This window comes from Blastococcus sp. TML/M2B (assembly GCF_016612865.1).
Classification (GTDB): domain Bacteria; phylum Actinomycetota; class Actinomycetes; order Mycobacteriales; family Geodermatophilaceae; genus Blastococcus.
The window spans coordinates 17057-42385 of record NZ_JAENZZ010000001.1; the positions used below are offsets into that span (position 1 = coordinate 17057).

Genomic DNA, 25329 nt, shown 5'->3' on the forward strand with positions numbered 1-25329 from the left:
GTCTCGTTGAGGACCAGGGTGGCCACGACGAAGCCGACGGCGATGACGACGGCGAGCGTGGAGGCGATCAGCCGGGCCGCGTGGGTGCGCAGCTGGGCGAGGACGACGGAGCGCATCGGGGTCAGGCCCCCAGCCCGCGCAGCGCGTCGAGCACCGACTCGGCGGTGGGGTCCGCGAGGTCGCCGGCCAGCCGGCCGTCGGCGAGGAGGACCGCGCGGTCGGCGTAGGCGGCCGCGGACGGGTCGTGGGTGACCATGACGACGGTCTGGCCGGTCTCCTTGACGCTGGAGCGCAGCAGGCCGAGCACCTCCGCGCCCGAGCGGGAGTCCAGGTTGCCGGTGGGCTCGTCGGCGAAGACGACGTCGGGCCGGGGCAGCAGCGCCCGCGCGATGGCGACCCGCTGCTGCTGGCCGCCGGAGAGCTCGTGCGGGCGGTGGCCCAGGCGCTCGCGCAGCCCGAGCCGGGCGATGACGGCGTCGAACCACGCCGGGTCGGGCCGCAGCCCGCCCAGCTGCATGGGCAGCACGATGTTCTCGCGGGCGTCGAGCACCGGCAGCAGGTTGAACGCCTGGAAGACGAAGCCGATCCGCTTGCGGCGCAGCGTGGTCAGCTGGTCGTCGCGCAGGCTGGTCAGCGCGGTGTCGCCGAGCCACACCTCGCCGGTGGTGGCGGTGTCCAGACCCGCCAGGCAGTGCATGAGCGTGGACTTGCCCGAGCCCGACGGCCCCATGATCGCGGTGAACTCACCCGCGGCGAAGGCGACGTCGACGCCCGCGAGCGCGTGCACCGCCGTCTCGCCGCTGCCGTAGGTCTTGCGCAGCCCGGTGGCGCGGACGGCGGCGCTCGTGCCGGCCGAGCGCGGCTCGCCGGGAACGGTCATGACGGGAACGGACACTTCGGACCTCCGGTGCGGGGGATGCGGCAACGGTGATCACGCTCCCGCGCCGCGCCGTCCCCCCGCGTCGGAGCGCAGGGCCATCTCCCGGTCGCCCCCGGTGCTCCCCAGGGCGGACCCCGCCGTCATCCCCAGGGCGGAGCCCGGGACTTCCGGTACCGGAAGCGGAGAGGGGGAGCGCGTCAGGCGTCGCGGAGGAGGTCGGCCGGCTGCACGAGGCCGGTCCGGTAGGCGAGGACGACGGCCTGCACGCGGTCGCGGGAGCCGGTCTTGTGCAGCACCCGCCCGACGTGGGTCTTGACCGTCGCCTCGCTGACCACGAAGGTCTGCGCGATCTCGGTGTTGGAGGCACCCAGCGCCATCTGCACCAGCACCTCCCGCTCGCGCGGGGTGAGCTCGGCCAGGGCGGCGGCGTCGCCCCCGCCCGGCGCGGACGCCGGGGCGCCGCGCAGCATCGGCGCGACGTGCTGCAGCAGCCGCCGGGTGGAGGACGCCGCGATCACCGAGTCGCCGGCGTGCACGGTGCGCACCGCCGCGAGCATCTCCTCGGGCGGGGCGTCCTTGAGCAGGAAGCCGCTGGCCCCGGCGCCGATCGCGGCGACGACGTACTCGTCGAGGTCGAACGTGGTGAGGACGACGACCCGCGGCCCCTCGGGCAGCGCGGTGACCTGCCGGGTCGCCTCGATGCCGTCGGTGCCGGGCATGCGGATGTCCATGAGGACGACGTCGGCCGCGGTCTCCCGGAGCAGCCGGACCGCGCTGCCGCCGTCGCCGGCCTCGCCGACCACGGTGAGGTCGGGCTGGCTGTCGATGACCATGCGGAAGCCGGCGCGGACCATCTGCTGGTCGTCGACGACGACGACCCGGATCGGTGCGCTCATCGCCCCGCACCGTAGGGCAGCGCGGCGTGCACGCCGAACCCGCCGCCGTGCCGCGGCCCGGCCTCGAGCCGCCCGCGGTGCAGCCGGGCGCGCTCCGCCATGCCGCGCAGCCCCTGCCCGTCGCCGTCGGAGGACACCATCGCCGCCGACGCGCCCCGGCCGTCGTCCAGCACGGAGAGCTCGAGCGCGTCGGGCCGCCACTGCAGCCGCACCCACGCCCGCGACGCGGGGCCGGCGTGCTTGAGCACGTTGGTCAGGGACTCCTGGACGATCCGGTAGGCCGCCAGCTGCGGGCCGGCCGGCAGCGGCTGCGGCTCGCCCTCCACGATCAGGTCGACGTCCAGGCCGCTGGCCCGCACGTCCTCGACCAGGGCGGGGATGGCGGCGACGTCGGGCTGCGGGGCGTACTCCTCGCCGCCGCCCTCGCGCAGCACGCCGAGCAGCGAGCGCATGTCGGTGAGCGCCTGGCGGCCGGTGGCGGCGATCGCCTCCAGGGCGTCGGTGGCGGCGGACGGATCGGTCCGTCCCGCGTAGCGACCGCCGTCGGCCTGGGCGATGACCACCGACAGCGAGTGGGCGACGACGTCGTGCAGCTCTCGGGCGATCCGCGCCCGCTCGGTGGTGGCGGCCAGCCGCATCTCCTGGTCCCGCTCCAGCTCGAGCAGCTGCGCCCGCTCCTCGAGGGCGGCCACCTGCTCCAGCCGGGCCCGCCGCAGGTTGCCCAGCGCCCACGCGGCGACGACGGAGACCCCGATCGCCAGTGCCACGGGGACGAACGACGTCGTCATGTCGTAGTTCCAGTACCGCAGGGAGGCGAGCAGGGCCCCCACGAGTCCGGCACCGATCCCGGCCGAGGCGGCCCAGCGCGGCGCGTAGGCGGCCAGCGCGTAGATCATCATCAGCACCGCGACGTTGGCGGCCAGGAAGTCCGGGGAGAGCACCAGCTCCAGCAGCCCGACGGCCACCACGGCCGCGCCGGCCGCGACCGGGGCGCGGCGGCGCCAGGCGAGCGGGACCACCAGGAAGGTGCCGACGAGGAGGGCCGTGCCCCGCGACTGCCAGTAGGCGTCCACCGGCAGCAGGACGGCGAAGAACCACACCGCGCCCGCGAACGCCGCGTCGACCGCGAACGGGTGCCGGCGCACCCGGTCGCCCGGGCGGTCGAGGGGGTTCTCCACGGCGTCGAGCCTAGGCAGCGCCGGGAGCGGTCTCGTCGTCCTCAGGAGGGAACAGTGTCTCCACCCCTGGTCTGATCAGGTGGGGTCCTCGGCGGGGTCGGCGAAGTCGAACGGCCGGACCTCCTGGCCCTCGGCGGCCACCATCACGTCGACGGTCACCGTGCCGGCGTCCTCGAACACGAAGGTGACCGGGATCGACTGCGACGAGCGCAGCGAGCGGTCGAGGTCCTCGAGGACGATCGACGGCGCGCCCTCGGCGCCGACGTACACCGTGTCCTGCTGGTCGACGGTGAGCGTGCCGTCGCCCGGGAGCTCGGCGTCGTCGAAGTCCGGTCCCCGGACCTCGACCAGCTCCGCCGGGCGGTTGCCGGTGTTGGTGACGGCCAGGTACAGCTCGGCGTCCTCCCCGGGCGTGTAGACACCGTCGGCCGGCCACGCGAGCTGCACCTGGCGCAGTCCGAGGTCGTCGGTGACGTCGGCGTCGGGACCGACGGCGCCACCGCGCACCTCCTCGCCGGGGACGTCGAGCGGGGTGGCCTCGCTGCAGGCGGTCAGCGGCAGGCCGACCGCGAGCAGCGCGGCCGCGGCGCGGGTGTGCGCTGGCATGGAGCACTTCCTCTCGTCTGGAACGGGCGAGGGAGGGGTACCCGGGCGCGCACGGGACGACTGCGGTGTCACCGGACCGCAACGGGATCGTCAGGAGCGCGCATGACCGGACCGGACGACGAGGGCGGCGACCCGGCCTGCTGGCTGCGCCGGGTGTGCCCCGAGTGCGGCCGGCTGGCCGAGGAGGACCCGCCGACGCGCTGCGCCGAGTGCGGCGCGCTGCTGCCCGCCGACTGATCAGGCGGCCAGCCGGCCCCGCCGGCCCGCGACCAGGAAGTCGCAGAGCGCCTGCCGCAACGCGACGCCGCGCGCGTCGGCGGGTACGTGCACCTCGTCGCGCGGGTCCAGCGGCAGCCCGGGCAGCAGCAGGGCCGCCTGGGAGCGGATGTCCTCCTCCAGCACCTGCTGCTGCAGTGCCACCTGCTCGACGACGGTGGCCGGCGCGGGCAACCGCTGCCCCGGGCCGGCCGCGAGCATGAGCCGGACGTAGATCCGGGTGGAGTCGGCGTCCTCGGGCTGGAGCAGGTAGAGCAGGGTCGTCGTCGCCCCCGAGTCGAGGAACTCCTGCCGGAGCCGCAGCTGGAACGGCGCACGGTGCACGTAGGTCGTGCGCCGGCGCTGACGCAGCGGGCGCTCGCCGGTCGCGACGCCCGGGTCGACCGGGTTGTCCACCTCCTGCTCCTGCACGCTGCGGAAGCCGCCGGGCTCGCGGACCAGCTCGTACGGGCCTGTCTCCGGCAGCGCGGCCAGGGTCGAGGGGTGCACGAACGGCCCGTGCGTCGCGTCGAGGAACGTGTCGGCGAGCGGCCCGGCCGGCCCGGGGGAGCGCAGGGGCGGCAGCCACCCGGCCACGAAGGACCGGTCGCCGGCCTCGGGCACCTCGAGCGGGACGTCGTGCGGCTCGGCCGGTGCCAGCCAGAGCAGCCCGAGCCGCTCGCGGACGCCGGCCGCCGGGGGCTCGGCGGCCAGCCGGTCGGCTCGGCGGGAGAGCGTCCAGGTGCGGCCGAGGAGGCGGACCTGCAGCCAGCCGCCGTCGCGCAGCTCGGTCGACAGCGCCACCGGGTGCCAGGCGTGCTCCAGCGAGGGGTCGAGGTTCCCGAACACCGGGCCCACCGGGGCGGGCGGCTCGCGCCGCGGCTCGACGGCGGGCACGCCTCCGGGCCGGGCCGGTGCGCGGTGCGCCGTCCGGTCGGGGGCGAGCCACACCCAGCCGGCCCGCTCCTCCACGGCCCACGGGCCCGCGAGGTCGGCCCGGGGTGGCGGCGTGCCCCCCGCCCCGAGCGACGGGATCTCCGCGCAGCGGCCCTCGCCGTCGAACCGCCAGCCGTGCGCCGCGCACTGCAGCCGCCCGTCGACGACCGCCGCCGTCGCCAGCGGGACCAGCCGGTGCGGGCACCGGGCGGGGAACGCGCTCACCTCCCCGCCGTGGCGCAGCCGCACGACGACCCAGGCCCGGCCCCCGGCGCTCACCGGCAGCGGCGTCGTCCCCACCTCGTCGGCGCGGGCGACCGGGAACCAGCCGGCCGCGCTCTCTCCGCTCGTACGCATGCCGCAGTGCAGCAGGGGCCGGTTTCCCGGCGGTTACGCCCGTGCGGCGTGGTGCGCACGTTCCGGGGAACCGCCGACCGAGGAGCTGGTGTGAGCCAGCTCTCACGATCTACGGTCGCGTGTCCGTGGTCCGGCAGGAGCAGCCGGGCACGGCTCGCGGAGGGAGGCTGGGGCACCGCCCCGACTGCCATGCGGGATGCACTGCGCTGGTTGCGCCGCGGCCACCTCGGGACCGAGGCCGAGCACGCCACGTTCCGGACCCTCCACTCGGCCTCGCTCACCGCGCCGGAGCTGCGCCAGGGCCTGACCAGCGGGTCGGCGGAGCGCGCGAGCCGGCACCTGCGCGATCTGCTCGGGGTGCCGGCGGTCGCGCTCACCGACACGGTGGCGACGCTGGCCTGGGACGGCCGCTCCGGGCACCACGAGCGGGACACCGCCGCGCTGGCGGCCGCCGTCCTCGAGTCCGGGGGCACGGTGGTCCGCGACCGGGCCGACTTCCCGTGCGACGACCCCGGGTGCGGGCTGCGGCAGGTGGTGGTCAGCCCGCTGGTGGTCGAGGACCGGGTGGTCGGCACGCTGCAGGCCTTCACCCCCTCGGCGTCGGCGGGGCTGGTCCGCGCGGTGGCCGAGGTGGCGCACTGGGTGTCGGGGAACCTGGAGCTCGCCGAGCTCGACGCCTCCCGCACCCGGCTCATGGAGGCCGAGGTGCGGGCGCTGCGGGCGCAGATCAGCCCGCACTTCATCTACAACTCGCTGACCGCGATCGCCTCGTTCGTGCGCACCGACCCGGAGCAGGCCCGCGAGCTGCTGCTGGAGTTCGCCGACTTCACCCGCTACTCGTTCAGCCGGCACGGCGAGTACACGACGCTGGCCGAGGAGCTGCGCTCGATCGAGCGTTACCTGGTGCTGGAGAAGGCGCGGTTCGGCGATCGGCTGCAGGTGACGCTGCGGGTGGCGCAGGAGGTGCTGCCCGTCGCGGTGCCGTTCCTGTGCCTGCAGCCGCTGGTGGAGAACGCCGTGCGGCACGGGCTGGAGCACAAGCCGGGTACCGGCACCGTCACGATCATCGCCACCGACCGGGGCGGGGAGTGCCTGATCTCGGTGGAGGACGACGGCGTCGGGGAGGATCCGGAGAAGGTCCGCCGCGCGCTCGCCGGTGACGTGTCGGTGGACTCGGTGGGCCTGGGCAACGTCGACGCGCGGCTGCGCACCGCGTTCGGCGACGACTACGGCCTCGTCGTCGAGACCGCGCCGGGGGTGGGGACGAAGGTGAGCGTGCGGGTGCCGAAGTTCGCGCCGGGGGTGCACCCGTGAGCGAGCGGCTGACCGTCCTGGTGGATGGACGACGAGCGACCGGCGTTGGAGGAGCTGCGCTGGCTGCTCGAGCGGGACGAGCGGATCGAGGCCGTGCTGACCTGCGACTCGGCGACCGAGGCGCTGCGGCTGCTGCAGGAGCGCGGGGTGGACGCCGTCTTCCTCGACATCCGGATGCCCGGGCTCAGCGGCGTCGACCTGGCGCGGGTGCTCTCCCGGTTCCGGACGCCGCCGCCGGTGGTCTTCGTGACCGCCCACGACGACTCCGCCGTCGACGCCTTCGAGCTCGGGGCGGTCGACTACGTGCTCAAGCCGGTGCGCGAGGCCCGGCTCGGCGAGGCGGTCCGCCGGGTCGTGGGCGCGCGGGCCGGCGTCCCCCCGGTGGCGGACGACGACATCGCCGTCGAGCTCGGCGGGGTGACCCGCTTCGTGCCCCGGTCCAGCGTCGGCTACGTCGAGGCGCAGGGCGACTACGCCCGGCTGCACACCGCCGCGGGCAGCCACCTGGTGCGGGTGCCGCTGACCACCCTGGAGGAGGAGTGGAAGGACGCCGGCTTCGTCCGCATCCACCGCTCGCTGCTGGTGGCGCTCCAGCACGTGCAGGAGGTCCGGATGGACGGCGGGCGGTGCACCGTCGTCGTCGGCGGCACGCACCTGGGCGTGAGCCGGCGGCACACCCGGGAGCTGCGCGACCTGCTGGTGCGCCGCGCCCGCCCCGGCACCGCGGGCAGGGGGTGACCGGTGTCGGAGACCGCCCGCCGCGTGCGGGTCACCAGCCCGCGCACCAGCGCCGCCCGCGCGCAGCGGGTGCCGCCGGCCCGCGAGATCGACGCCCAGACCCGGCTCGGCGAGGTCTACATGTCCTCGCTGGTGCGCTCCCAGCTGCGGCTGGCGCTGCTCGCGCTCACCGCCCTCGCGGTCTTCGTCGGCGGCATCCCGCTGCTGTTCTGGCTGGTCCCCGACCTCTCCGACGTCGAGGTGCTGGCCGTGCCGCTGCCGTGGTTCCTGCTGGCCTTCGCCGCCTACCCGTTCCTGCTGCTGGTGGGCTGGCTCTACGTCCGCGCCGCCGAGCGCAACGAGCGGGCGTTCACCGACGTGCTGGACCGCTCGTGACCCGGCCGGCGGGTCGCGGCGCCGAGCGCGGATGAGCACCGCGGGCTTCAGCGTCGTCAGCGTGACGGCGGTCGTCGTCGTCACCCTGGCCGTCGGCGCCTACGGCTGGCGGTTCTCGCGGACCACCAGCGACTTCTTCGTGGCCTCCCGCACGGTGCGGCCGGGGCTCAACGCCTCGGCGATCGGCGGGGAGTACCTGTCGGCGGCCTCCTTCCTCGGCGTCGCGGGCCTGGTGCTCGCCTTCGGCACCGAGATGCTCTGGTACCCGGTCGGCTGGACGGCGGGCTACCTCGTGCTGCTCGTGCTGGTCGCGGCCCCGCTGCGCCGCTCCGGGGCGTACACGCTGCCCGACTTCGCAGAGAGCCGGCTGGAGTCGCGCGGGGTGCGCCGGCTCTCCGCGCTGCTGGTCGTGGCGATCGGCTGGCTGTACCTGATGCCGCAGTTCCAGGGCGCCGGGCTCGCGCTGGCCTCGACCACGGGCACGGGGCCGTGGCTGGGTGGGGTGCTGGTCGCCACCGTCGTCCTGGTCAACGTGCTGTTCGGCGGGATGCGCAGCATCACCTTCGTCCAGGCCTTCCAGTACTGGCTCAAGCTGACCGCGCTGCTGTTCCCGCTGCTGTTCATGGCCGCGATCTGGCTCGGCGACGGCGCGGTCTCGCCGGCGTCGGTCGACGTGGTGGATCCCGCCCGCCCGGGCGACTCGTGGGTGTCGCCGCTGGCCGGCGGCGAGCACGAGGTCTACACGACCTACTCGATCATCATCGCCACGTTCCTCGGCACGATGGGCCTGCCGCACGTCGTCGTCCGCTTCTACACGAACCCGGACGGGGCGGCGGCCCGCCGGACGACGCTGTTCGTGCTGGCGCTGCTCGGCCTCTTCTACCTCCTCCCGCCGGTGTACGGCGGCCTGGGCCGGCTCTACGCGCCGGACCTCGTCGCCACCGGGCGGGCGGAGTCGGTGGTGCTCGAGCTGCCGTCCCGGATGCTGGCCGGGACGGCGGGCGAGCTGCTGTCGGCCCTGACGACGGCGGGGGCGTTCGCCGCGTTCCTCTCGACGTCCTCCGGGCTGACCGTCGCGGTGGCCGGCGTGATCAGCCAGGACGTGATGGGCCGCCGGTTCGGCGGGGTGCGCGCCTTCCAGGCCGGCGCCGTCGTCGCCGTCCTCGTGCCGCTGGGCCTGGCCTTGGTGACCGAGGGGGTCGGCGTCGCGCAGGCGGTCGGCCTGGCGTTCGCCTTCGCGGCCTCCACGCTGTGCCCGCTGCTCGTGCTGGGCATCTGGTGGCGCCGGCTCACCGACCTCGGCGCGATCGCCGGGATGCTCGTCGGCGGTGGGTGCGCGGGCGGGGCGGTGCTGGCCACGCTGCTCGGCGTCGGCCCGGAGGGCTGGGGTGGTGCGCTGCTGTCGCAGCCGGCGGCGTGGACCGTCCCGCTGGCCTTCCTCACGATGGTGACCGCGTCGCTGGCCACGCCCCGCCGGGTGCCGCCGCACGCCGCCCGCACGATGGTGCGGCTGCACACCCCCGAGTCCGTGCAGCTCGACCGGGGCACCCCGCCCCGCTGAGCCGCGCTCGCGGCGGTGACCGCTCGTCCCGCCGGACCTGCCGGTCGGCGAGCGCCGGTGACCGCTCGGCGCAGCGGCGCGGTTCCGGTCCGCGGACGGGGGCTCGCGCTCCTACCGTGACGGGGCTCACACCTGCCGGGTGTACCGCCCGCCCACGCTGACCTGGAGGTCGCCCCGTGACCGAACCCGCGGAACGGCGTCAGCTGACGCCCGAGGAGTACCTGCAAGCGCAGAACTCACCCGAGTTCGCCGAGCTGAAGCGCAGGTTCCGGCGGTTCGCCTTCCCCATGACGTTCGCGTTCTTCGCCTGGTACCTGCTCTACGTCCTGCTCTCCACGTACGCGCCGGACTTCATGGCCACCGAGGTCTTCGGCAACGTGAACCTGGGCGTCCTGCTGGGCCTGGCCCAGTTCGTGACCACGTTCGCGATCACGCACCTGTACGTGTCGCACGCCAACCGGAACACCGACCCGATCGCCGACGAGATGCGCGAGCGGCTCGAGCGGCACGACTACGCGACCGGCGCCGGCGACACCCGGGGGGCGACCCGTGTCTGACCTCCTCGCCGCCGAGAGCACGATCGGCGAACCGGCCGTCAACATCTCGATCTTCGGCGCGTTCGTGCTGGTCACGCTGTTCATCACGTTCCGTGCCAGCCGCACCAACAAGAGCGCCGCGGACTACTACGCGGCCGGCCGCAACATCAGCGGCACCCAGAACGGCCTGGCGATCGCCGGTGACTACCTGTCGGCCGCGTCGTTCCTGGGCATCGCGGGCGCGATCGCCGTCTACGGCTACGACGGCTTCCTGTACTCGATCGGCTTCCTGGTGGCGTGGCTCGTGGCGCTGCTGCTGGTCGCCGAGCTGATGCGCAACACGGCCCGCTTCACCATGGCCGACGTCCTGGCCTTCCGGATGCGGGAGCGCCCGGTGCGGATGGCGGCGGCCATCTCGACCCTGGCGGTGTCGCTGTTCTACCTGCTGGCGCAGATGGCCGGCGCCGGCGGCCTGGTGGCGCTGCTGCTGGGGGTGAGCGGTGACGCCGCGGAGGCCCTCGTCGTGACGCTCGTCGGCGCGCTGATGATCTTCTACGTGCTGGTCGGCGGCATGCGCGGGACCACGTACGTGCAGATGATCAAGGCGACGCTGCTGATCGCCGGCGCGTTCGTGATGACCGTGTGGGTGCTGGCCGAGTACGGCTTCAACCTCTCCTCGCTGCTGGGCGGGGCGCAGGACCTCGCCGTCGAGGGCCGCGACGTGCTCGCGCCCGGGGCCCAGTACGGCCTGACCGACACCTCGAAGCTGGACTTCGTCTCGCTGGGCCTGGCGCTGGTGCTGGGCACGGCGGGCCTTGCCGCACGTGCTGATGCGCTTCTACACGGTTCCCACCGCCAAGGACGCCCGACGCTCGGTCGTGTGGGCCATCTGGCTGATCGGCATCTTCTACCTGTTCAGCCTGGTCATCGGCTACGGCGCCGGTGCGCTGGTCGGCCCCGCGGAGATCCTCGCCGCACCCGGTGCGGTGAACTCGGCCGCGCCGCTGCTGGCCTTCGAGCTCGGCGGCACGGTGCTGCTCGGCATCATCGCCGGCGTCGCCTTCGCCACGATCCTCGCCGTGGTCGCGGGCCTGACGATCACCGCCTCGGCCTCGTTCGCGCACGACGTCTACGCGTCGGTGATCAAGCGGGGCAAGGTGCCGCCCAACGGGGAGGTGCGGGTCGCCCGTATCACCGCCGTCGTCATCGGGGCGGTGGCGATCGGGCTGGGCATCCTCGCGCTGCAGGCCGGCATCAACATCGCCTTCCTGGTGGCGCTGGCCTTCGCCGTCGCCGCCTCGGCGAACCTGCCGACGATCCTCTACACGCTGTTCTGGAAGGACTTCACCACCCAGGGCGCGCTGTGGTCGATCTACGGCGGGCTGATCGCCTGCATCGGCCTGATCATCTTCTCGCCGGTGGTCTCCGGGGCGCCGGTGAACGAGCTGACCGGGAAGAGCACCTCGCTCATCCAGGACGTCGACTTCTCCTGGTTCCCGCTCAACAACCCCGGCCTGGTCTCGATCCCGCTGTCGTTCTTCCTCGGCTGGCTCGGGTCCAGGCTCTCCAAGGAGCGCCCGGACGAGCTGAAGAACGCCGAGCTCGAGGTGCGGGCGTTCACCGGCATCGGCGCGGAGAAGGCCGTCCAGCACTGACCCCGGCATCCCGCTGGGATCAGGTGACCTGATCGTCGAGCGTCCTCCCTCACCGCACACCGTGAGGGAGGACGCTCGGCGGTGAGGGAGGACGCCGGCGCGCATCCGCTCCGATCGCCTGCCTCGTTGATCATCGTCATCCGGCCCGCGCGCACGGCGTGGCTGGCAGCCACATGACGATGATCAACGAGCGGGAGGTGCGGGCAGGAGCTGCTCGGCCCAGGGCTCGGAAGCGGCGACGGCGAAGTCCGCGACCTCGTCGGCGGCCATGTCGAGTGCGATGTAGCCGCCCCGGCCGGCACCCACGCAGGCGACGACGGAGGCCAGCCCGGCCCGCCGCTGGAACCACGACTGCTTCACCTGCCAGCCGACGACGGCCCGCCGCTCCAGGACGGCGCGCTCGCGCACCAGCCACCCGACCCGGACGGCGAAGGAGCTCGGCCCGGTCGCGTGCCCGAGCGAGGCGTAGCGCCCCAGCCCCAGCGGCACGCCCAGCGCGGTGAGGACGACGCCGACGACGAGCAGCGGCCACCATCCGGAGGTCGCCGTCAGCACCGCCCCGGCGGCGGTGACCAGCAGCCCGCCGGTGAGCGCGCGCGTGATCCGGCGTCGCCGGGCCGCGGCCGGGTGGGCGGTCAGCGGGCCGGGGTCGGGCACCAGCCGGCGGGCCAGCGCCTCGGCCTCGGCGCGCGGACCCAGCGGCAGCAGCTGGCCGCGACGCTGGGCGTCACCCAGGCCCGTGACCAGCGCGTTCACCCGTGCCGCGCGGGCCAGCCGCATCCCGGCGCCGTCGGCGACGGCCACGCCGCGGATCCGGTCGATCTCCAGCTCGGTGTGCCGGCGGGTGAGCAGGCCGCGCACCGCGACCAGCGAGTCGCCGCGGCGCACCAGGCGGAAGCCCCAGTTGACCACCGCGGCGCCGACCACCGCCCCGACCGCGAGCAGCAGCAGCGCGACGAGGGCGACCACCGCGGCCGCCCCGACCGAGTCCAGCGCCGGCCCGTCCACGTCGGGCAGCGTGCCGGCGGGCAGCTCGTCGACGACCCGGGACAGCGCGCCCACCGCGGCCAGCGGCACGGCGAGGTAGCCCCCGACCAGCGGCGCGTACAGCAGCCAGCGGTTGTCGAAGCGGGCGAACTCCTCCTCGGCCGGCTCCGGGGGCGCGGTCGCGTCGTCGTCCTCCGGCCCGGCGGCCGCCCGCGCGCGCCGGGTGAGCACCGCCGTCCGCAGCCGGTCGCCCTCGGCCGGGGGCAGCCCGTCGACCAGCAGCTCCTCCTCGGAGCTGCCGGTGCCGCCGGCGGCGGCGTCGATGCGCACCCGGACCAGCCCGAGCAGGCGGTGCACCGGCGGCGCCTCGACCTCGACCCCGCGGATCCGGTCGGTGGGCACGGCGCGCACCGAGCGCTGCACCAGCCCCCGGGTGACGACGACGGCGCCCGGCCCGACCAGGTAGCTGAACCGCCACCAGGACAGCGCCGCCGTCACCAGGGACACGAGGGTGACGCCGACGACGAGCCCGGCGACGGTCCACCGGCCGCCGCCCAGGCCGATCGCGGCCAGCGCGGGGATGGCGTAGGGGAGCAGCCGCCGCGCCTGGCGGAAGGTGAGGGTGTGCACCAGGACGACCCGCGGCGACGTGCGGCGGGCCGTCGCGGCGGGCGCGGGCGGTGCCGGCGCCGGGTCGGTCACGTGGCGGCGTCCCGGGTGCGCTCGGCCCGGGCGGTGAGGTCCTCGGCGACCCGCTGGGCCATCCCGTGCTCGAGGTGCCAGATGCGCACCGTGCCCTGGCTGGAGGCGGTGTAGACCGCGACGCTGGCCAGCCCGAACACCTGCTGCAGCAGCCCGCGGGTGACGTCGACGGTCTGGATGCGGGAGACCGGCACCAGCGTCCAGGTCCGGCTCAGCCAGCCGGTGCGGGTGTGCACGGCCTCCGCGGTCACCTCCCAGCGGTAGGTGCGGTGCTTGAACCAGGGGCGGATCCCGACGACGACCAGGACGTCGAGGGCCGTCACGATCGGCACCGCCCAGCGCAGGAACGGCTCCGGACCGCCCAGGTCGTCGGGGACCCACACCAGCAGCGCGACCACCACCGCCACGGTGACGGCCGCGGTGATCAGGCTCTCGGTCAGCCACAGGCCGACGGCGGACCGGGGCAGCGACCCAGGCGGGTTCCCGCACGGGGGAGGGGGCGGCGGTCATCGCGGCCATCCTCGCAGCCCGCGGCCGCGCGCCGGCCCGTGCCACGATGGAGGGCGTGATGCCGCAGCAGGTTCCGACCGTGTCCGTCAGCGAGCTGCCCGAGGACGCCGTGGTCCTCGACGTCCGTGAGGACGACGAGTGGGTGCACGGCCACATCGAGGGCGCGACGCACATCCCCATGGGCCAGGTGCCCGGCCGGCTCGACGACCTGCCCGAGGGCGACCCGCTCTACGTCACCTGCCGCGGCGGCGGCCGCTCGGCGCGGGTCGCCGCGTGGCTGAACCAGAACGGCTACGACGCCGTCAACGTCGCCGGCGGCATGGGCGAGTGGCAGGCGGCCGGCAAGCCCATGGTGAGCGAGACCGGCGAGGAGCCCTTCGTCCGCTGACCGCCGCGGCTCAGAAGTCCAGGAGCTCCTCGAGGATGCTCTTGCGGCGCTTCTTCTTCGCGTACTTCTCGTCGTAGCCGCGGCCGTAGTAGCGCTCGTCGTAGCGGTGCTCGCCGTAGTACCGGGGGTCCCGGTCGTACGGGTCGCGCACCGGCGGCGGGGCGGCCTGCGGGGGCGCGACCGGGCGGCCCTCCTCGGCGTCGAGGTAGGCGCGCTCGGCCGCGATCAGGTTCTCCAGCTCACCGCGGTCGAGGAACAGGCCCTTGCACTCGGTGCACTGGTCGACCAGCACGCGGTTGCGCTCGTACTGCGCCATGACGTTGTGGCACTTCGGGCACAGCAGCTGCATGGCGCCGAGGCTACCGGCAGTGGCCACCCGTCAGTTGATCATCGCCTGCGTGCTCCCGACATGGGGTGACGCGCCGCCGGCGCGGGCGCGCAGGCGATGATCAACCGGGGTCAGGCCTTCAGCTCGTACTCGGCGAACTTCGCGCGCAGGTCCTTCTTCGAGAACTTGCCGACGCTGGTCTTGGGCACCTCGTCGATGAACTCGACGGCGTCGGGCAGCCACCACTTGGCGACCAGCGGCTTGAGGTGCTCGAGGATCTCCTCCTCGGTCGCCGTCTCGCCCTGCTTGAGGACGACGCAGGCCAGCGGGCGCTCGTCCCACTTCGGGTGCGGGACGCCGACGACGGCGGCCTCGGCGACCTTCGGGTGGCTCATGATCGCGTTCTCGAGGTCGACCGAGCTGATCCACTCGCCGCCGGACTTGATCAGGTCCTTGGTGCGGTCGGCGATGCGGATCGAGCCGTCGGCGCTCATCGCGGCGACGTCGCCGGTCTTCATCCAGCCGTCGGCGGTGGAGAGCTCCACGCCGGCGTCGGGGTTGTAGTACTCCTTCGCGCACCAGTTGCCCCGGACCTGCAGCTCGCCGGTGGCGGTGTCGTCCCAGGGCTGCGGCTCGAGGGTGTCGGCGTCGACGATGCGGGCCTCGACGCCGAACAGCGGGATGCCGGCGCGGGCGCGGACGTTGGCCTTGGTCTCGTCGTCGGCGTCCTGGAGGCGCCTGGGCAGCACGCCGGAGGACGCCACCGGCGAGGTCTCGGTCATGCCCCAGGCCTGCAGGATCGGCAGCCCGACCTGCTCGCGGTAGGCCTCGCTCAGCGCCTTGGGCACCGCGGAGCCGCCGCAGCCGATCTCGCGCAGCTGGTGCTCCTTGCCGGCGAGGAAGGGCAGCACGCCCTGCCAGATGGTCGGGACGCCGGCGGTGAAGGTGACGCCCTCGTCGACGATCAGGTTCGCCAGCGCCTCGGGCTGCATCATCGGGCCGGGGAAGACCAGCGCGGCGCCCGCGGCCGGCGCGGCCTGCGCGATGCCCCAGGCGTTGGCGTGGAACATCGGGACGACCGGCATGGCGACGTCGCGGACGCTGAGCCCGAACGCGTTCGGGGAGAGCGCGGCCATCGTGTGCAGCACCGTCGAGCGGTGCGAGTAGACGACGCCCTTCGGGTTGCCGGTGGTGCCCGACGTGTAGCACATCGAGGCGGCCAGGTTCTCGTCCCGGACGTCGAAGTCGACCGGGGACGCGGCGGCCAGCAGGGTCTCGTAGTCGCTGATCCGCGGGTCGTCGGGCAGCTCGGCGTCGCCGCCGTCCTCCATGACCACGACGTGCCGGACCGTGGTCATCGTGTCGACCAGCGGCCAGAACAGGCCGAAGACCGAGCGGTCGACGAAGACGACCTCGTCCTCGGCGTGGTTGGCGATGTAGGTCAGCTGCTCGGGGAAGAGCCGGATGTTGAGCGTGTGCAGCACGCGGCCGGTGCACGGGGCGGCGAAGTACAGCTCGAGGTGCCGCTGGCTGTTCCAGCCGAACGTGCCGACCCGGCCGTCGGCGCTGATGCCGAGGGTGTCGAGGACGCCACCCAGCCGGCGGGTGCGGTCCGCCCACTCGCCGTAGGTGCTGCGGGTGACGCCCTTCGGGCCGTTGGTGATGATCGGCACGTCGCCGTAGTGCTGTTCGGCGTGCCGGAAGATCGTGTCGATGGTGAGGGGGCTGTCCTGCATCAGGCCGCGCATGGCTCGGATCCTGCCAGTGACGGCGCTCACGATCCAGCCGGGGCCCGGCGGTCGGACGGGGCAGAAATGGCCATTTCTGCCCTGATGGGGCTCAGCCGAGGACGACGGGGAGGGTCTCCAGGCCGCGGATCACGAACTCGGGACGGCGGACCGGCTCGCCGCCCAGCTCGAACGTCGTCGTCCGGTCCAGCAGCGCGCCGAAGGACGCCTGCAGCTCGACCCGGGCCAGCGGCGCCCCGATGCAGAAGTGGATGCCGGCGCCGAAGGTGATGTGCCCGTTGTCGGTGCGGCCCACGTCGAAGGTGTCGGGGGCGTCGAAGACGGCGGGGTCGCGGTTGGCCGCGCCCAGCAGGGCGGCGATCTTCTGGCCGCGCTCGACGGTGACGCCGCCGATCTCGACGTCCTCGGTGGCGGTGCGCTCGAACAGCTGCAGCGGGGAGTCGTAGCGCATGAACTCCTCGATCGCCGTCGGCAGCAGCGCGCGGTCCTCCCGCAGCCGCTGCAGCTGGTCGGGGTGCCGCAGCAGGGCCAGGGTGCCGTTGCCGCTCACGTTCACCGTCGCCTCGTGGCCGGCGTTGAGCAGCAGGATGCAGGTGGTGACCAGCTCGTCCTCGGTGAGCTTGTCGCCGTCGGCGTCGCGCATGGAGACCAGGTGGCTGACCAGGTCCTCGCCCAGGTCCTTCCGGCGCTCGGCAGCGAGGTCGCGCAGGTAGGCGACGAACTCGTCGGCGGCGCGCTCGGCGGAGTCCTCGGTCTCCGTCGTCCGCCCGTACTCGTACATCTTCACGATGGCGTTCGACCACGGGCGCAGCAGCGGGCGGTCGGCCTCGGGCACGCCCAGCAGCTCGGCGATGACGGCGACCGGCAGCTGCTCGGCCATGCCGGCCAGCAGGTCCACCGGCTCGCTCCCGCCGGAGCGCTCGACCAGCTCGTCGACCAGCGTGCGGGCGAGCTCCTCGACCCAGGGGCGCAGCCGCTCGACGTGCCCGCGGGCGAACGCCGAGCTGATCAGCCGCCGCAGCCGGGTGTGCGCCGGCGGCTCCATCTCCAGGATCGCGTTGCGGTGGATCAGGTTGAAGCTCTCGAACCGCTCGGCCGGCGCCTTGTCCTGCCAGATCCGGCCCAGCCGCCGGTCGCGCAGCACCGCGTTGGACTCCGCGTGCGTGAAGGCCAGCCAGAGCCCCAGGCCCTCGTGCCACTGCACGGGCGCCTGCGCCCGGGCCCGCGCGAAGGCCGGGTAGGGGTCTGCGACGACAGCGGGATCGGTGAGGTCGAGTGGTGCGGCGGTCACGCCCGCGAGCCTAGGAAGCCTGGGCAACGACGCCCGTCACACCCGTCCACGGGCGGGGCGGGCGGGCGCTCGAGGGGCCCACCTACGCTGGCCGCATGGCTTCCCGCAAGCGCACTCCCGCCCCCGCCGCCGCGCAGGAGGGCGTCAACCCGAAGGCGCCGTGCCCGTGCGGCTCCGGCCGCCGCTACAAGCACTGTCACGGCTCGGGCTACGCGCCCCCGGTGATCCGCTCCTTCGAGGGGCTGCCCGGCGAGGCCGACTGGGTCGCGCTGCGCGAGCTGGTGCCGGCGGCGACCGCGGCGCTGAGGACGACGGACGGCCGCGACGTCACCCTGGCCAGCGTCCTCCCCGGCGGCGCGCCCGCCCTGGTGCGGGCCAGCGGCGAGATCATGCTCGGCGTCCAGCTGCAGACCTCCTCGGACGACGTGAGCCGCGACCTCGGCACCGCTCTGGCCGCCGCGCTCGAGGCCCCGGCAGGCGCGCCGGTGGACCCGGGCCCGATCGGCGGCGCGGGCTCGGCCGGCCCCCGGCTGCAGGAGCTGCTGGACGCCTCGGCGCCCTTCGAGGTGACCGTGCACGACGACTTCGGCTTCTGGCTGGAGGGCACCGACCCCAACCCGGCGGTGCAGGCCGGGCTGGAGCACGCCAACGAGGCGATCCTGCCGACCGTGCGGCTGGCCGGCCTGGACGCCGCCTACTGGGTGCGTGCCGACCGACGAGCGCGCCCACCTGCGCTGGGTCCGCCCCGAGCCCGAGGAGAAGCTGCTCGACGCGCTGGCCCGGCTGCGGGCGGCCGGCGAGCCGATGCTGCTCGGCGAGGGCACCCGCTACGCCGGCGCCTTCCGGGCGCACGGGCTGGTCGTGCCGGTGTGGGACCTGCCCGCCGACACCCCCGCGGAGGAGTGGATCGAGCCGGCCACCCAGTGGCAGGCCCGCCTCGAGGAGGCGCTCGCGGTCACCGAGCCGCTGAACGCCGACGAGCGCCGCGCCCGCGCCGGGCTGCTCTCCCGCCAGATCACCATCCGCTGACGCCCCCGGGGGACGTCCGGTACCGGACGTCCCCCGGCGGCCCGGCCCTCCGGTACCGGAGGGCCGTTCAGATGCTGCGGAGCAGGTGCCGGACGAAGCCGGCGCCGCGGTGCAGCGCCGCGATCGAGATCCGCTCGTCGGCGGCGTGCAGCGCCGCCAGCTCCTCGCGGGTGACGGCGAACGGCATGAACCGGTAGACGCTGTCGCAGATCTCGGCGAAGTGCCGCGAGTCGCTGGCCTGCACCATCAGGTACGGGGCGACGACGGCGTCGGGGTAGGCCGCCCGCGCGGCGGCGGCGACCGCCTCGTAGGCGTCGTTGCCGACGACGGACACCGGTGAGGGGTCCGCGCCGCCGGGCAGCACCCGCAGCTCGACCGTCGGGTCGCCGATCACCCGCCGCAGCCGCTCCACCGTCGTCCCGACCGTCTCGCCGAGCGCGATCCGGATGTTGAGGTGCGCCTTCGCGGTCGTGGCCAGCACGTTGCCGGCCTTGCTGCCCTCGAGCCGGGTCACCGCCACCGTCGTCCGGACCAGCGCGTTCGCCTCCCGGCCCGCCCCGGCGAGGACCCGCGCCAGCACCGGGCCCAGCGACCCGGCGTGCGCGAACACCGCGCGCAGCGGCCCGGAGGCGTACCGGCCGGCGGCGTCGACCATGCCGAGGACGACGTCGTTCATCCGCGCCGGGAAGGGGTGCTCGTCGAGCGCCGTGATCGCCTTGGCCAGCCGGGCCGGCGCCCCGCCCGGCGTCGGGGACGACGCGTGCCCGCCGGGATCGGTGGTCACCAGCTCGACGTCCAGCCGGCCCTTCTCCGCCAGCCCGACGACGGCGACCTGCCCGGGCACGCCCGGGAACATGCCGGTCACCACCGCGCCGCCCTCGTCGAGCACCGCCCACGGGCGGATGCCCCGCTCGGTGAACGCCGCGACGGCGAGCTGCGCGCCGACCCCGGTGACCTCCTCGTCGTTGCCGAAGGACAGCCAGACGTCGCGGCGGGGCGTGAAGCCCTCGGTGACCAGCGCCTCCACGGCCTCGAGGATCGCGACCAGGTAGCCCTTGTCGTCGATCGCGCCGCGGCCGTGCACGACGCCGTCCTCGATCAGCCCGGCGAACGGGTCGCGGGTCCAGTCCTGGCCCTCGACCGGGACGACGTCGTAGTGCGCCATGAGCACCAGCGGCGGCTCGTCGGTGGTCCCGCGCCAACGGTAGAGCAGCGCGCCGTCGCCCAGCTGCTCGCGCTCCAGCGCGGCGTGCGTGCGCGGGTAGAGCTCGGCGAGCCGGGCGCGGAAGCGGGCGAACGCCTCCTCGTCGACCTCCGCGCGGTCGCGGTAGGAGACGGTGGGGATGCGGATCAGCTCGGCGAGCCGGCCGGCCGCGGCGTCGGCGTCCAGACCGGCGAGGTCCACCGGCTCGGCGGCGCCGGCGGTCGGGCGGAAGCGGGACACCCGCCGCGCGGCGGTGGTGACGGCCGCGGCGAGGGCCGTCGTCCCGGTGAGGGCGAGGGATGCGCGCATGCCCGAGTGGATCACAGCGGCGCCCGGGCGACGGGGCAGGACATGCACCGCGGGCCGCCGCGGCCGCTGCCGAGCTCGGAGCCCGCGATCCGGACCACCTCGATGCCCGCGGCCTCCAGTGCGGCGTTGGTGACGGTGTTCCGCTCGTAGGCGACGGCCAGCCGCGGCGCCAGGGCGAGGGTGTTGTTGCCGTCGTCCCACTGCTCGCGCTCGGCGGTGACCGGGTCCAGCCCGGTGTCGATCACCCGCAGCTTGTCGATGCCCATCGCCTCGGCGGCCGCCTCGACGAACGGCCGCGGGCCGCGCACCGCCAGCTCCACCGGGTCGGCGTCGTCGGCCACGCCGTCCGGGGCGGTGACGGTCCAGGCCCGCAGCGAGTCGGCGACCGCCGGGTACATGACCATCGCGTCGACGTCGACCATCGTCGCGATGGTGTCCAGGTGCATCGTGGCGCGCTGCTGGGCGATGGGGACGACGAGCACCGTGTGCGCCAGGCCGCGGGCGAACAGCCGCCGCGCCAGCCGCTCGGCCCCGCCGGGCGTCGTCCGCTCGCCGACCCCGACGGCCACCACGCCCGGGGCCAGCAGCAGGACGTCGCCGCCCTCCAGGTGCTCCAGGTCCGCGCCGTAGAGCTGCTCGCTGCCGGCGAACCGCGGGTGGTGGGTGTAGATGGCCGCGGTGATCGTGCTCTCGCGGTGCCGGGCCGGCATGGCCAGCGAGGTGACCGCGACCTCGTCGCCGATCCACACCGAGGAGTCGCGGGTGAACAGCAGGTTGGGCAGCGGGGGGACGACGAAGTCCGAGCGGTCCATGACCTCGTAGGCCAGCCCGCGGCCGCCGTGCAGCTCGTCGTGCGCCAGGCCCGCGATCAGCGTCGCGGCCAGTGCGTCGGGGTCCAGCCAGGCCAGGTGGCGGGTGGCGGCGCGCTGGAGGCTGGCGCCCAGCCGCGGGTCGTCGACCGCCGCGCCGATCAGCTCCGCCCGGGCCGAGGGGAAGGAGAGGATCTCGGCGAGCAGCCGGTCGAGGTGCAGCACCTCCACGCCGCGGTCGGTGAGCGCGGCGGCGAAGGCGTCGTGCTCCTCCTGCGCCCGGTCCACCCACGGGACGCCGTCGAAGAGCAGCTCGTCGTTGTTGCGCGGGGTGAGCCGCCGCAGCTCGTCGCCGGGCCGGTGCAGCAGCACCGTCTGCAGGGTGCCGACCTCGCTGGTCGCGCCCGTAGCGGGGGTCATGCAGGCAGGCTGGCACAGCGCCTCCGCGCGGGCGCTCGCGGGAGGCCGCCGGAGCGCCTCGCTAGGGTGCGGAACGGGCCGGCAGCGCAGCCGGGGACCCGACGACGGAGGTGCGGCGTGGACCTGTTCGACCTGACCGGCAAGGTGGCGGTGGTGACCGGGGGCACCCGCGGCATCGGCCTGATGATCGCCCGGGGCTTCCTGCAGGCCGGCGCGGCCCGCGTCTACATCAGCTCCCGCAAGGCCGACGCCGGCGACGCCGCCGTCGCCGAGCTGGCGGAGTTCGGCACCGCGATCTCCATCCCGGCCGACGTGTCGAAGGAGTCGGAGTGCCTCCGCCTGGCCGAGGAGGTCGGCAAGCGCGAGGAGCAGGTCGACATCCTGGTCAACAACGCCGGCGCCACGTGGGGTGAGGACCTGGAGAAGTTCCCCGAGTCCGCCTGGGACAAGGTGCTCGACCTGAACCTGAAGGCGCCGTTCTTCGTGACCCGCGCGTTCCTGCCGCTGCTGGAGAAGGCCGCCTCGCACGAGGACCCGGCCCGCGTGATCAACATCGGCAGCATCGCCGGCCTGCAGCCCTCGGCGGCGCGCACCTACTCGTACTCGACCTCCAAGGCCGCGGTGCACCAGCTGACCCGCAACCTGTCCAAGGAGCTCGCGCCGCGGCGAATCACCGTCAACGCCGTCGCCCCCGGGCCGTTCGAGTCGAAGATGATGGCCGCCACGCTGGCCGCCGCCGGCGACGAGATGAACAAGCGCGTCCCGCTCGGCCGCATCGGCCGGCCCGACGACATGGCCGGCATCGCGGTCTTCCTGAGCTCGCGCGCCGGCTCCTACCTCACCGGCACGATCATCCCGGTGGACGGCGGCATCGCGACCTGAGCGCCCCCCGCGATGATCAGGTGACCTGATCATCGAGCGTCCTCCCTCAGCTCCCACGGTGAGGGAGGACGCGCCACGATCAGGTTCCCTGATCGTGGCGCGGACCGGGGGGGGTCAGGCGGGGGCGGGCACGCGGGACAGGTGCGACGCGGCCAGGGCGACCTGGTGGGGGCAGCCGACCAGCTCGCCCTGCTCCCGCGCAGCGGCCCACCAGCGCCGGGCGCCGTCGACGTCCCCGCGCCGCTCGGCGATCCGGCCGAGCAGCTCGTCGTAGGCGCCCAGGGTGAGCGACGGCGTCCCGAGCACGGCCTGGCGGCCGCGGTAGGGCAGCAGGGACTCCGCGGCGGCCGCCCAGTCCGGCTCGTCGCCGAGCCACAGCGAGCTCTCCGCCTGCAGGTAGAGGGCGACGTCGCTGGCCCAGTCGCGCACCAGCGTCCGCCCCCAGCGGGCGCGCAGCCGCCGGGCCTCGGCGACGTCGCCGGACTCGGCGGCCGACAGGACCGCCATCTCCTGCAGCAGCGGGTTGCCCTCGTCGCCGGTCTCGACCAGCAGCGGCAGCGCGTCGGCCTCGCGGTGGTCCGCCCGCCGCAGGGTGAACTGGTGCGCTGCGTAGGCGTGCCGCGCGTGCGGGGTCACGCGGCGGAACAGCTCGTAGGCCTCGGTGGTCAGCTCCTCGGCGCGCGCCGCGTTGCCGCGCAGCCAGGCCAGCCCGCCGGCCTGCCACAGCACGTGCGGGCGCACCTCCGGGCCGCTCAGCGAGACCGCCATCCGCCGGGCGGAGTCGTGGTCGGCCTCGAACCCGGCCGAGTCGCCCAGGTGCAGCCGGATCGCGGCCCGGTGCAGGTAGGCCATGAACTCGGTCCGCCGCGGCAGCCCCCGGCCGGTGAGCGCCAGCGCCTCGTCGGTGGCGGCCAGCCGCAGCTCGGCGGCACCCGGGCGCCCCCACACGGCGAGGCAGAAGTTGTTGAGCGTGCGGCCGAGCAGCTCCGGGTCGCCGATCCGGCGGGCCATCTCCACGGCCCGCTCCGCCGCCCGCACCCCGCGGTCGTCCGGGCCGAACGCCAGCTCCACGCCCAGGGTCCCCAGCAGCCGCGCGGTGGTGGGGTCGTCGTACCCGTCGCGCTCGGCGAGCAGGTCCTCCAGCACGCCCACCATGTCGGCGTCGACCACGCCGTGCGGCCGCCAGTTCCACAGCGTCACGCTGCCCCAGACCGCCGCGGACTCGGCCAGGCACTCCCGGTCGCCCAGCTGCCGGGCCAGCCCGATCGCTTCGGCCACGACTCCGCGCGCCTCGGTGAGCTGGCCGCTGCGCAGCAGGTCGTTGCCCAGGGCGGTGAGCAGGTCGTGCCGGGTGCGCGCGGCGTCGGGGGCCTCCGGGTCGAGCAGCGCCAGGGCCTGCCGGCCGTGCGCCGCCGCCTCGCCGTGGGCCAGCCGGGCGCGGGCGGCGCGGGCCGCCGCCGACAGGTAGAGCAGCGCGGGCCCGGGCCCGACCACCGGCAGCGCCGCGACGAAGTGGTGGGTGAGCCGCTCCACGAGGCCGTCGTCGGTCGTGCCGGCGAGCCGCCGCTCCAGCGCCTCCCCGATCCGCGCGTGCAACCGGGCCCGCCGCATCGCGGGCAGGTCGCCGGCGAGCACCTCCTGCACCAGCGCGTGGGTGAACCGCCAGCGCCACGGCCGGCCGCCCTCCACGACCAGGCCGACGGCCAGGGCGGAGTCCATCGCGGCCAGCGCGTCCTCGGCCGGGGTGCCCGCCGCCTCGAGCAGGTCCAGCGACACCTCCCGGCCGGCGACGGCGGCCAGCTCCAGCACCTCCCGGGTGCCCTCGGGCAGCCGGGCCAGGCGGGTGCGCAGCACCTCCCCGACCGACGGCGGCACCGGGACGTCGTCCAGGTGCAGGTCGTGGGCGCCGACCATCCAGCGGGACAGCTCGACGACGAAGAACGGGTTGCCTGCGGTGCGGTCGTGCACCGCGACGGCCAGCGCCCGGTCGCCGGGGGAGCCCAGCTGCGCGGCCAGCAGCGCGCCGACGGCCTCGGCGTCCAGCCCGCGCAGCCGCAGGAACGCCGCGGTGGGCTCGCGGGCCAGCCGGCCCAGGCAGTCGGCGACCGCCTCGGGCAGCTGCTCCCCGACGGTCCGGGCGGTGACGACGAGCAGCACCGGCGCGCGGGGCAGGTGGCGGGCGAGCAGGCCGAGCAGCGCGACCGACGTCGTGTCCGCGCCCTGCAGGTCGTCGAGGACGACGAGCACCGGGCGGGAGGCGGCCGCGGTGAGCCGGGCGCGCAGGTCCTGGAAGAGCCGGAACCGGGCGGCGTCGGCGTCGTCCCCGGGGGTGGCGGGGGCCGGGTCGAGCTCGGGCTGGCCCAGCTGCTCGAGCACCTGGGTCCACGGCCACAGCGCGGGTGCGCCGGCGTCGTCGGCGCAGCGGCTCCAGGCGACCGGCCAGCCCAGCAGCCGGGCGCCGTCGGCGACCGCCTCGGCCAGCCGGGTCTTGCCGATGCCCGCCTCGCCCTCCACGACGACCACCGCCGAACGCCCGCCGGTGACCTGCTCGGCGATCGCGCGGACCTGGTCCATCTCCGCCCGGCGGCCCACGAGCGCGTCGACCGACGAGCTCGGCGCGGGAGCGGGCGCGGCCGGCAGCACCGGGCGGGGCAGCCGCTCGAGCAGCCGCGGGTCCTGGCGGAGCACCGCCTGCTCGAGGTCGCGCAGCTCGGGGCCCGGGTCGATGCCCAGCTCGTCGCGGAGCAGCGCGGCGCAGCGCCGGCAGGCGTCCAGCGCCTCGGCCTGCCGGTCCGCGGCGTACAGCGCCGTCACCAGCCGGGCCCAGAGCCGCTCGCGCAGCGGGTGCTCGGCGACGAGGTGCTGGAGATCGGGGACGGCGGCCTCGGGTCGGCGCAGCGCCAGCAGCGCGTCGCACCGCCGCTCCCGGGCGCGGACCTGCAGCTCGGCCAGCCGCAGCCGGTCGCTCGCGGCGGCGGGCAGGTCGCCCAGCTCGGCGAGCGGCTCCCCGCGCCACAGGCCCAGCGCCTCGTCCAGCAGGGCCACGCCCCGCTCCGGGTCGCCGTCGGCCACCGCGGCGTCCCCGGCCTCGACCAGCTCGCCGAACCGGAGGAGGTCCAGCTCGGCGGCGTCGGCCCGCAGCAGGTAGCCGGGTGGGCGGGTGACCAGCACCGTCGGCGCCTCGCGCGGCCCCCGGTCGGGCTCGAGCACGCGCCGCAGGTGCGAGACGTAGGCCTGCAGCGTGCCGGTCACCGTGGGCGGCGGCTCCTCGCCCCACAGCGTGCTGACGATCCGGTCGACGCCGACGACGCGGCCGGCGTCGGCCAGCAGAAGCGCCAGCAGGGCCCGGGGCTTGGCCCCACCCACGTCGAGCGGCCGGCCGTCGGGGCCGGTGACCTCGAGCGGGCCGAGGACGCGGAAACGCACGTCGCGCGA

General features: G+C 75.2%; 23 protein-coding genes and 2 pseudogenes. 12 read left to right on the forward strand and 13 right to left on the reverse strand.

The annotated features are described in order from the left end of the window. Positions 1 to 121: 121 nt before the first annotated feature. The 4 genes from JKP75_RS00095 to JKP75_RS00110 form a co-directional block, all read right to left on the reverse strand. Positions 122 to 880 (reverse strand): ABC transporter ATP-binding protein, encoded by a 759-nt coding sequence (locus JKP75_RS00095; protein ID WP_200492654.1) that lies wholly within the window; start codon positions 878 to 880, stop codon positions 122 to 124. A gap of 197 nt (positions 881 to 1077) precedes the next feature. Further along, on the reverse strand, positions 1078 to 1776 hold the full coding sequence (locus tag JKP75_RS00100; RefSeq protein ID WP_200492655.1) for a response regulator transcription factor: 699 nt from the start codon (positions 1774 to 1776) through the stop codon (positions 1078 to 1080). Beyond that, on the reverse strand, positions 1773 to 2954 hold the full coding sequence (locus tag JKP75_RS23535; RefSeq protein WP_200492656.1) for a sensor histidine kinase: 1182 nt from the start codon (positions 2952 to 2954) through the stop codon (positions 1773 to 1775). The genes JKP75_RS00100 and JKP75_RS23535 overlap by 4 nt, the downstream gene beginning before the upstream one ends. A 75-nt stretch (positions 2955 to 3029) precedes the next feature. Further along, entirely contained in the window at positions 3030 to 3560 is a 531-nt protein-coding gene (locus tag JKP75_RS00110) for a copper chaperone PCu(A)C (protein WP_200489682.1), read from the reverse strand. Positions 3561 to 3662: 102 nt separating this feature from the next. Here JKP75_RS00110 and JKP75_RS22245 point away from each other — a divergent pair, with 102 nt between their 5' ends. Next, entirely contained in the window at positions 3663 to 3797 is a 135-nt protein-coding gene (locus JKP75_RS22245; RefSeq protein WP_255522505.1) for a hypothetical protein, read from the forward strand. Here JKP75_RS22245 and JKP75_RS00115 read toward each other — a convergent pair whose 3' ends face one another. Further along, on the reverse strand, positions 3798 to 5108 hold the full coding sequence (locus tag JKP75_RS00115) for a Rieske 2Fe-2S domain-containing protein (RefSeq protein WP_200489681.1): 1311 nt from the start codon (positions 5106 to 5108) through the stop codon (positions 3798 to 3800). It abuts the gene before it with no gap. 189 nt (positions 5109 to 5297) lie between these two features. On the opposite strand from JKP75_RS00115, the gene JKP75_RS00120 reads away from it, so the two are divergent. From JKP75_RS00120 to JKP75_RS22255, 7 genes and pseudogenes are all read left to right on the forward strand, one after another. Next, positions 5298 to 6422: a histidine kinase gene (locus tag JKP75_RS00120; protein ID WP_200489680.1), complete on the forward strand. Its 1125-nt coding sequence runs from the start codon at positions 5298 to 5300 to the stop codon at positions 6420 to 6422. Positions 6423 to 6446: 24 nt separating this feature from the next. After that, positions 6447 to 7160 (forward strand): LytTR family DNA-binding domain-containing protein, encoded by a 714-nt coding sequence (locus JKP75_RS00125; protein WP_200492657.1) that lies wholly within the window; start codon positions 6447 to 6449, stop codon positions 7158 to 7160. A gap of 3 nt (positions 7161 to 7163) precedes the next feature. Beyond that, positions 7164 to 7535: a hypothetical protein gene (locus JKP75_RS00130; RefSeq protein WP_200489678.1), complete on the forward strand. Its 372-nt coding sequence runs from the start codon at positions 7164 to 7166 to the stop codon at positions 7533 to 7535. 31 nt (positions 7536 to 7566) lie between these two features. Continuing rightward, entirely contained in the window at positions 7567 to 9096 is a 1530-nt protein-coding gene (locus JKP75_RS00135) for a cation acetate symporter (protein ID WP_200489677.1), read from the forward strand. Between the two features lie 176 nt (positions 9097 to 9272). Then, the gene (locus JKP75_RS00140) at positions 9273 to 9653 is read left to right on the forward strand and encodes a DUF485 domain-containing protein (RefSeq protein WP_200489676.1); all 381 of its coding nucleotides are present in this window, start codon (positions 9273 to 9275) and stop codon (positions 9651 to 9653) included. Between the two features lie 64 nt (positions 9654 to 9717). After that, positions 9718 to 10365, forward strand: a pseudogene (locus tag JKP75_RS22250) (cation acetate symporter); the annotation flags it as partial. 91 nt (positions 10366 to 10456) lie between these two features. After that, the gene (locus tag JKP75_RS22255; protein ID WP_309229668.1) at positions 10457 to 11287 is read left to right on the forward strand and encodes a hypothetical protein; all 831 of its coding nucleotides are present in this window, start codon (positions 10457 to 10459) and stop codon (positions 11285 to 11287) included. Between the two features lie 183 nt (positions 11288 to 11470). On the opposite strand, the gene JKP75_RS00150 is transcribed toward JKP75_RS22255, so the two are convergent. Continuing rightward, positions 11471 to 12976: a PH domain-containing protein gene (locus JKP75_RS00150; protein ID WP_200489674.1), complete on the reverse strand. Its 1506-nt coding sequence runs from the start codon at positions 12974 to 12976 to the stop codon at positions 11471 to 11473. After that, positions 12973 to 13374 (reverse strand): PH domain-containing protein, encoded by a 402-nt coding sequence (locus tag JKP75_RS00155; RefSeq protein WP_309229370.1) that lies wholly within the window; start codon positions 13372 to 13374, stop codon positions 12973 to 12975. Before JKP75_RS00155 ends, JKP75_RS00150 begins: the two co-directional genes overlap by 4 nt. 191 nt (positions 13375 to 13565) lie before the next feature. On the opposite strand from JKP75_RS00155, the gene JKP75_RS00160 reads away from it, so the two are divergent. Next, positions 13566 to 13874, forward strand: coding sequence for a rhodanese-like domain-containing protein (locus tag JKP75_RS00160; RefSeq protein ID WP_309229371.1), 309 nt, complete (start codon positions 13566 to 13568; stop codon positions 13872 to 13874). A gap of 10 nt (positions 13875 to 13884) precedes the next feature. Here the strand turns inward: JKP75_RS00160 and JKP75_RS00165 are convergent, their stop codons facing one another. The 3 genes from JKP75_RS00165 to JKP75_RS00175 form a co-directional block, all read right to left on the reverse strand. Then, the gene (locus JKP75_RS00165; RefSeq protein ID WP_200491260.1) at positions 13885 to 14223 is read right to left on the reverse strand and encodes a zf-TFIIB domain-containing protein; all 339 of its coding nucleotides are present in this window, start codon (positions 14221 to 14223) and stop codon (positions 13885 to 13887) included. Positions 14224 to 14333: 110 nt separating this feature from the next. After that, positions 14334 to 15950 (reverse strand): long-chain fatty acid--CoA ligase, encoded by a 1617-nt coding sequence (locus tag JKP75_RS00170; RefSeq protein WP_200489671.1) that lies wholly within the window; start codon positions 15948 to 15950, stop codon positions 14334 to 14336. A 91-nt stretch (positions 15951 to 16041) separates the two neighbouring features. Further along, positions 16042 to 17241 (reverse strand): cytochrome P450, encoded by a 1200-nt coding sequence (locus JKP75_RS00175; RefSeq protein ID WP_200492658.1) that lies wholly within the window; start codon positions 17239 to 17241, stop codon positions 16042 to 16044. Positions 17242 to 17336: 95 nt separating this feature from the next. Here JKP75_RS00175 and JKP75_RS22260 point away from each other — a divergent pair. After that, positions 17337 to 17888 (forward strand): annotated as a pseudogene (locus tag JKP75_RS22260) (DUF5926 family protein); the annotation flags it as partial. 58 nt (positions 17889 to 17946) lie between these two features. Continuing rightward, the gene (locus JKP75_RS22265; protein WP_309229372.1) at positions 17947 to 18270 is read left to right on the forward strand and encodes a DUF5926 family protein; all 324 of its coding nucleotides are present in this window, start codon (positions 17947 to 17949) and stop codon (positions 18268 to 18270) included. Between the two features lie 67 nt (positions 18271 to 18337). Here JKP75_RS22265 and JKP75_RS00185 read toward each other — a convergent pair whose 3' ends face one another. After that, positions 18338 to 19783, reverse strand: a complete 1446-nt coding sequence (locus tag JKP75_RS00185; protein ID WP_200489670.1) for a M20/M25/M40 family metallo-hydrolase — start codon at positions 19781 to 19783, stop codon at positions 18338 to 18340. An 11-nt stretch (positions 19784 to 19794) separates the two neighbouring features. Beyond that, a complete protein-coding gene (locus tag JKP75_RS00190) occupies positions 19795 to 21012 on the reverse strand; it encodes an arginine deiminase (RefSeq protein WP_200489669.1) in 1218 nt (405 codons plus the stop codon). A gap of 117 nt (positions 21013 to 21129) precedes the next feature. Between JKP75_RS00190 and JKP75_RS00195 the strand changes: the two genes are divergently transcribed. Continuing rightward, entirely contained in the window at positions 21130 to 21894 is a 765-nt protein-coding gene (locus JKP75_RS00195; protein ID WP_200489668.1) for an SDR family oxidoreductase, read from the forward strand. Positions 21895 to 22008: 114 nt separating this feature from the next. Here JKP75_RS00195 and JKP75_RS00200 read toward each other — a convergent pair whose 3' ends face one another. Continuing rightward, positions 22009 to 25320: an AfsR/SARP family transcriptional regulator gene (locus JKP75_RS00200; RefSeq protein ID WP_200492659.1), complete on the reverse strand. Its 3312-nt coding sequence runs from the start codon at positions 25318 to 25320 to the stop codon at positions 22009 to 22011. Between the last annotated feature and the right edge of the window lie 9 nt (positions 25321 to 25329).

Excerpts from the sequence above, each read along its gene's own strand:
- JKP75_RS00095 (WP_200492654.1), bottom strand. The coding sequence starts at position 880 with ATGACCGTTCCCGGCGAGCCGCGCTCGGCCGGCACGAGCGCCGCCGTC.
- JKP75_RS00100 (WP_200492655.1), bottom strand. The coding sequence starts at position 1,776 with ATGAGCGCACCGATCCGGGTCGTCGTCGTCGACGACCAGCAGATGGTC.
- JKP75_RS00110 (WP_200489682.1), bottom strand. The coding sequence starts at position 3,560 with ATGCCAGCGCACACCCGCGCCGCGGCCGCGCTGCTCGCGGTCGGCCTG.
- JKP75_RS22245 (WP_255522505.1), top strand. The coding sequence starts at position 3,663 with ATGACCGGACCGGACGACGAGGGCGGCGACCCGGCCTGCTGGCTGCGC.
- JKP75_RS00115 (WP_200489681.1), bottom strand. The coding sequence starts at position 5,108 with ATGCGTACGAGCGGAGAGAGCGCGGCCGGCTGGTTCCCGGTCGCCCGC.
- JKP75_RS00120 (WP_200489680.1), top strand. The coding sequence starts at position 5,298 with ATGCGGGATGCACTGCGCTGGTTGCGCCGCGGCCACCTCGGGACCGAG.
- JKP75_RS00125 (WP_200492657.1), top strand. The coding sequence starts at position 6,447 with ATGGACGACGAGCGACCGGCGTTGGAGGAGCTGCGCTGGCTGCTCGAG.
- JKP75_RS00135 (WP_200489677.1), top strand. The coding sequence starts at position 7,567 with ATGAGCACCGCGGGCTTCAGCGTCGTCAGCGTGACGGCGGTCGTCGTC.
- JKP75_RS00165 (WP_200491260.1), bottom strand. The coding sequence starts at position 14,223 with ATGCAGCTGCTGTGCCCGAAGTGCCACAACGTCATGGCGCAGTACGAG.
- JKP75_RS00170 (WP_200489671.1), bottom strand. The coding sequence starts at position 15,950 with ATGCGCGGCCTGATGCAGGACAGCCCCCTCACCATCGACACGATCTTC.
- JKP75_RS00185 (WP_200489670.1), bottom strand. The coding sequence starts at position 19,783 with ATGCGCGCATCCCTCGCCCTCACCGGGACGACGGCCCTCGCCGCGGCC.
- JKP75_RS00190 (WP_200489669.1), bottom strand. The coding sequence starts at position 21,012 with ATGACCCCCGCTACGGGCGCGACCAGCGAGGTCGGCACCCTGCAGACG.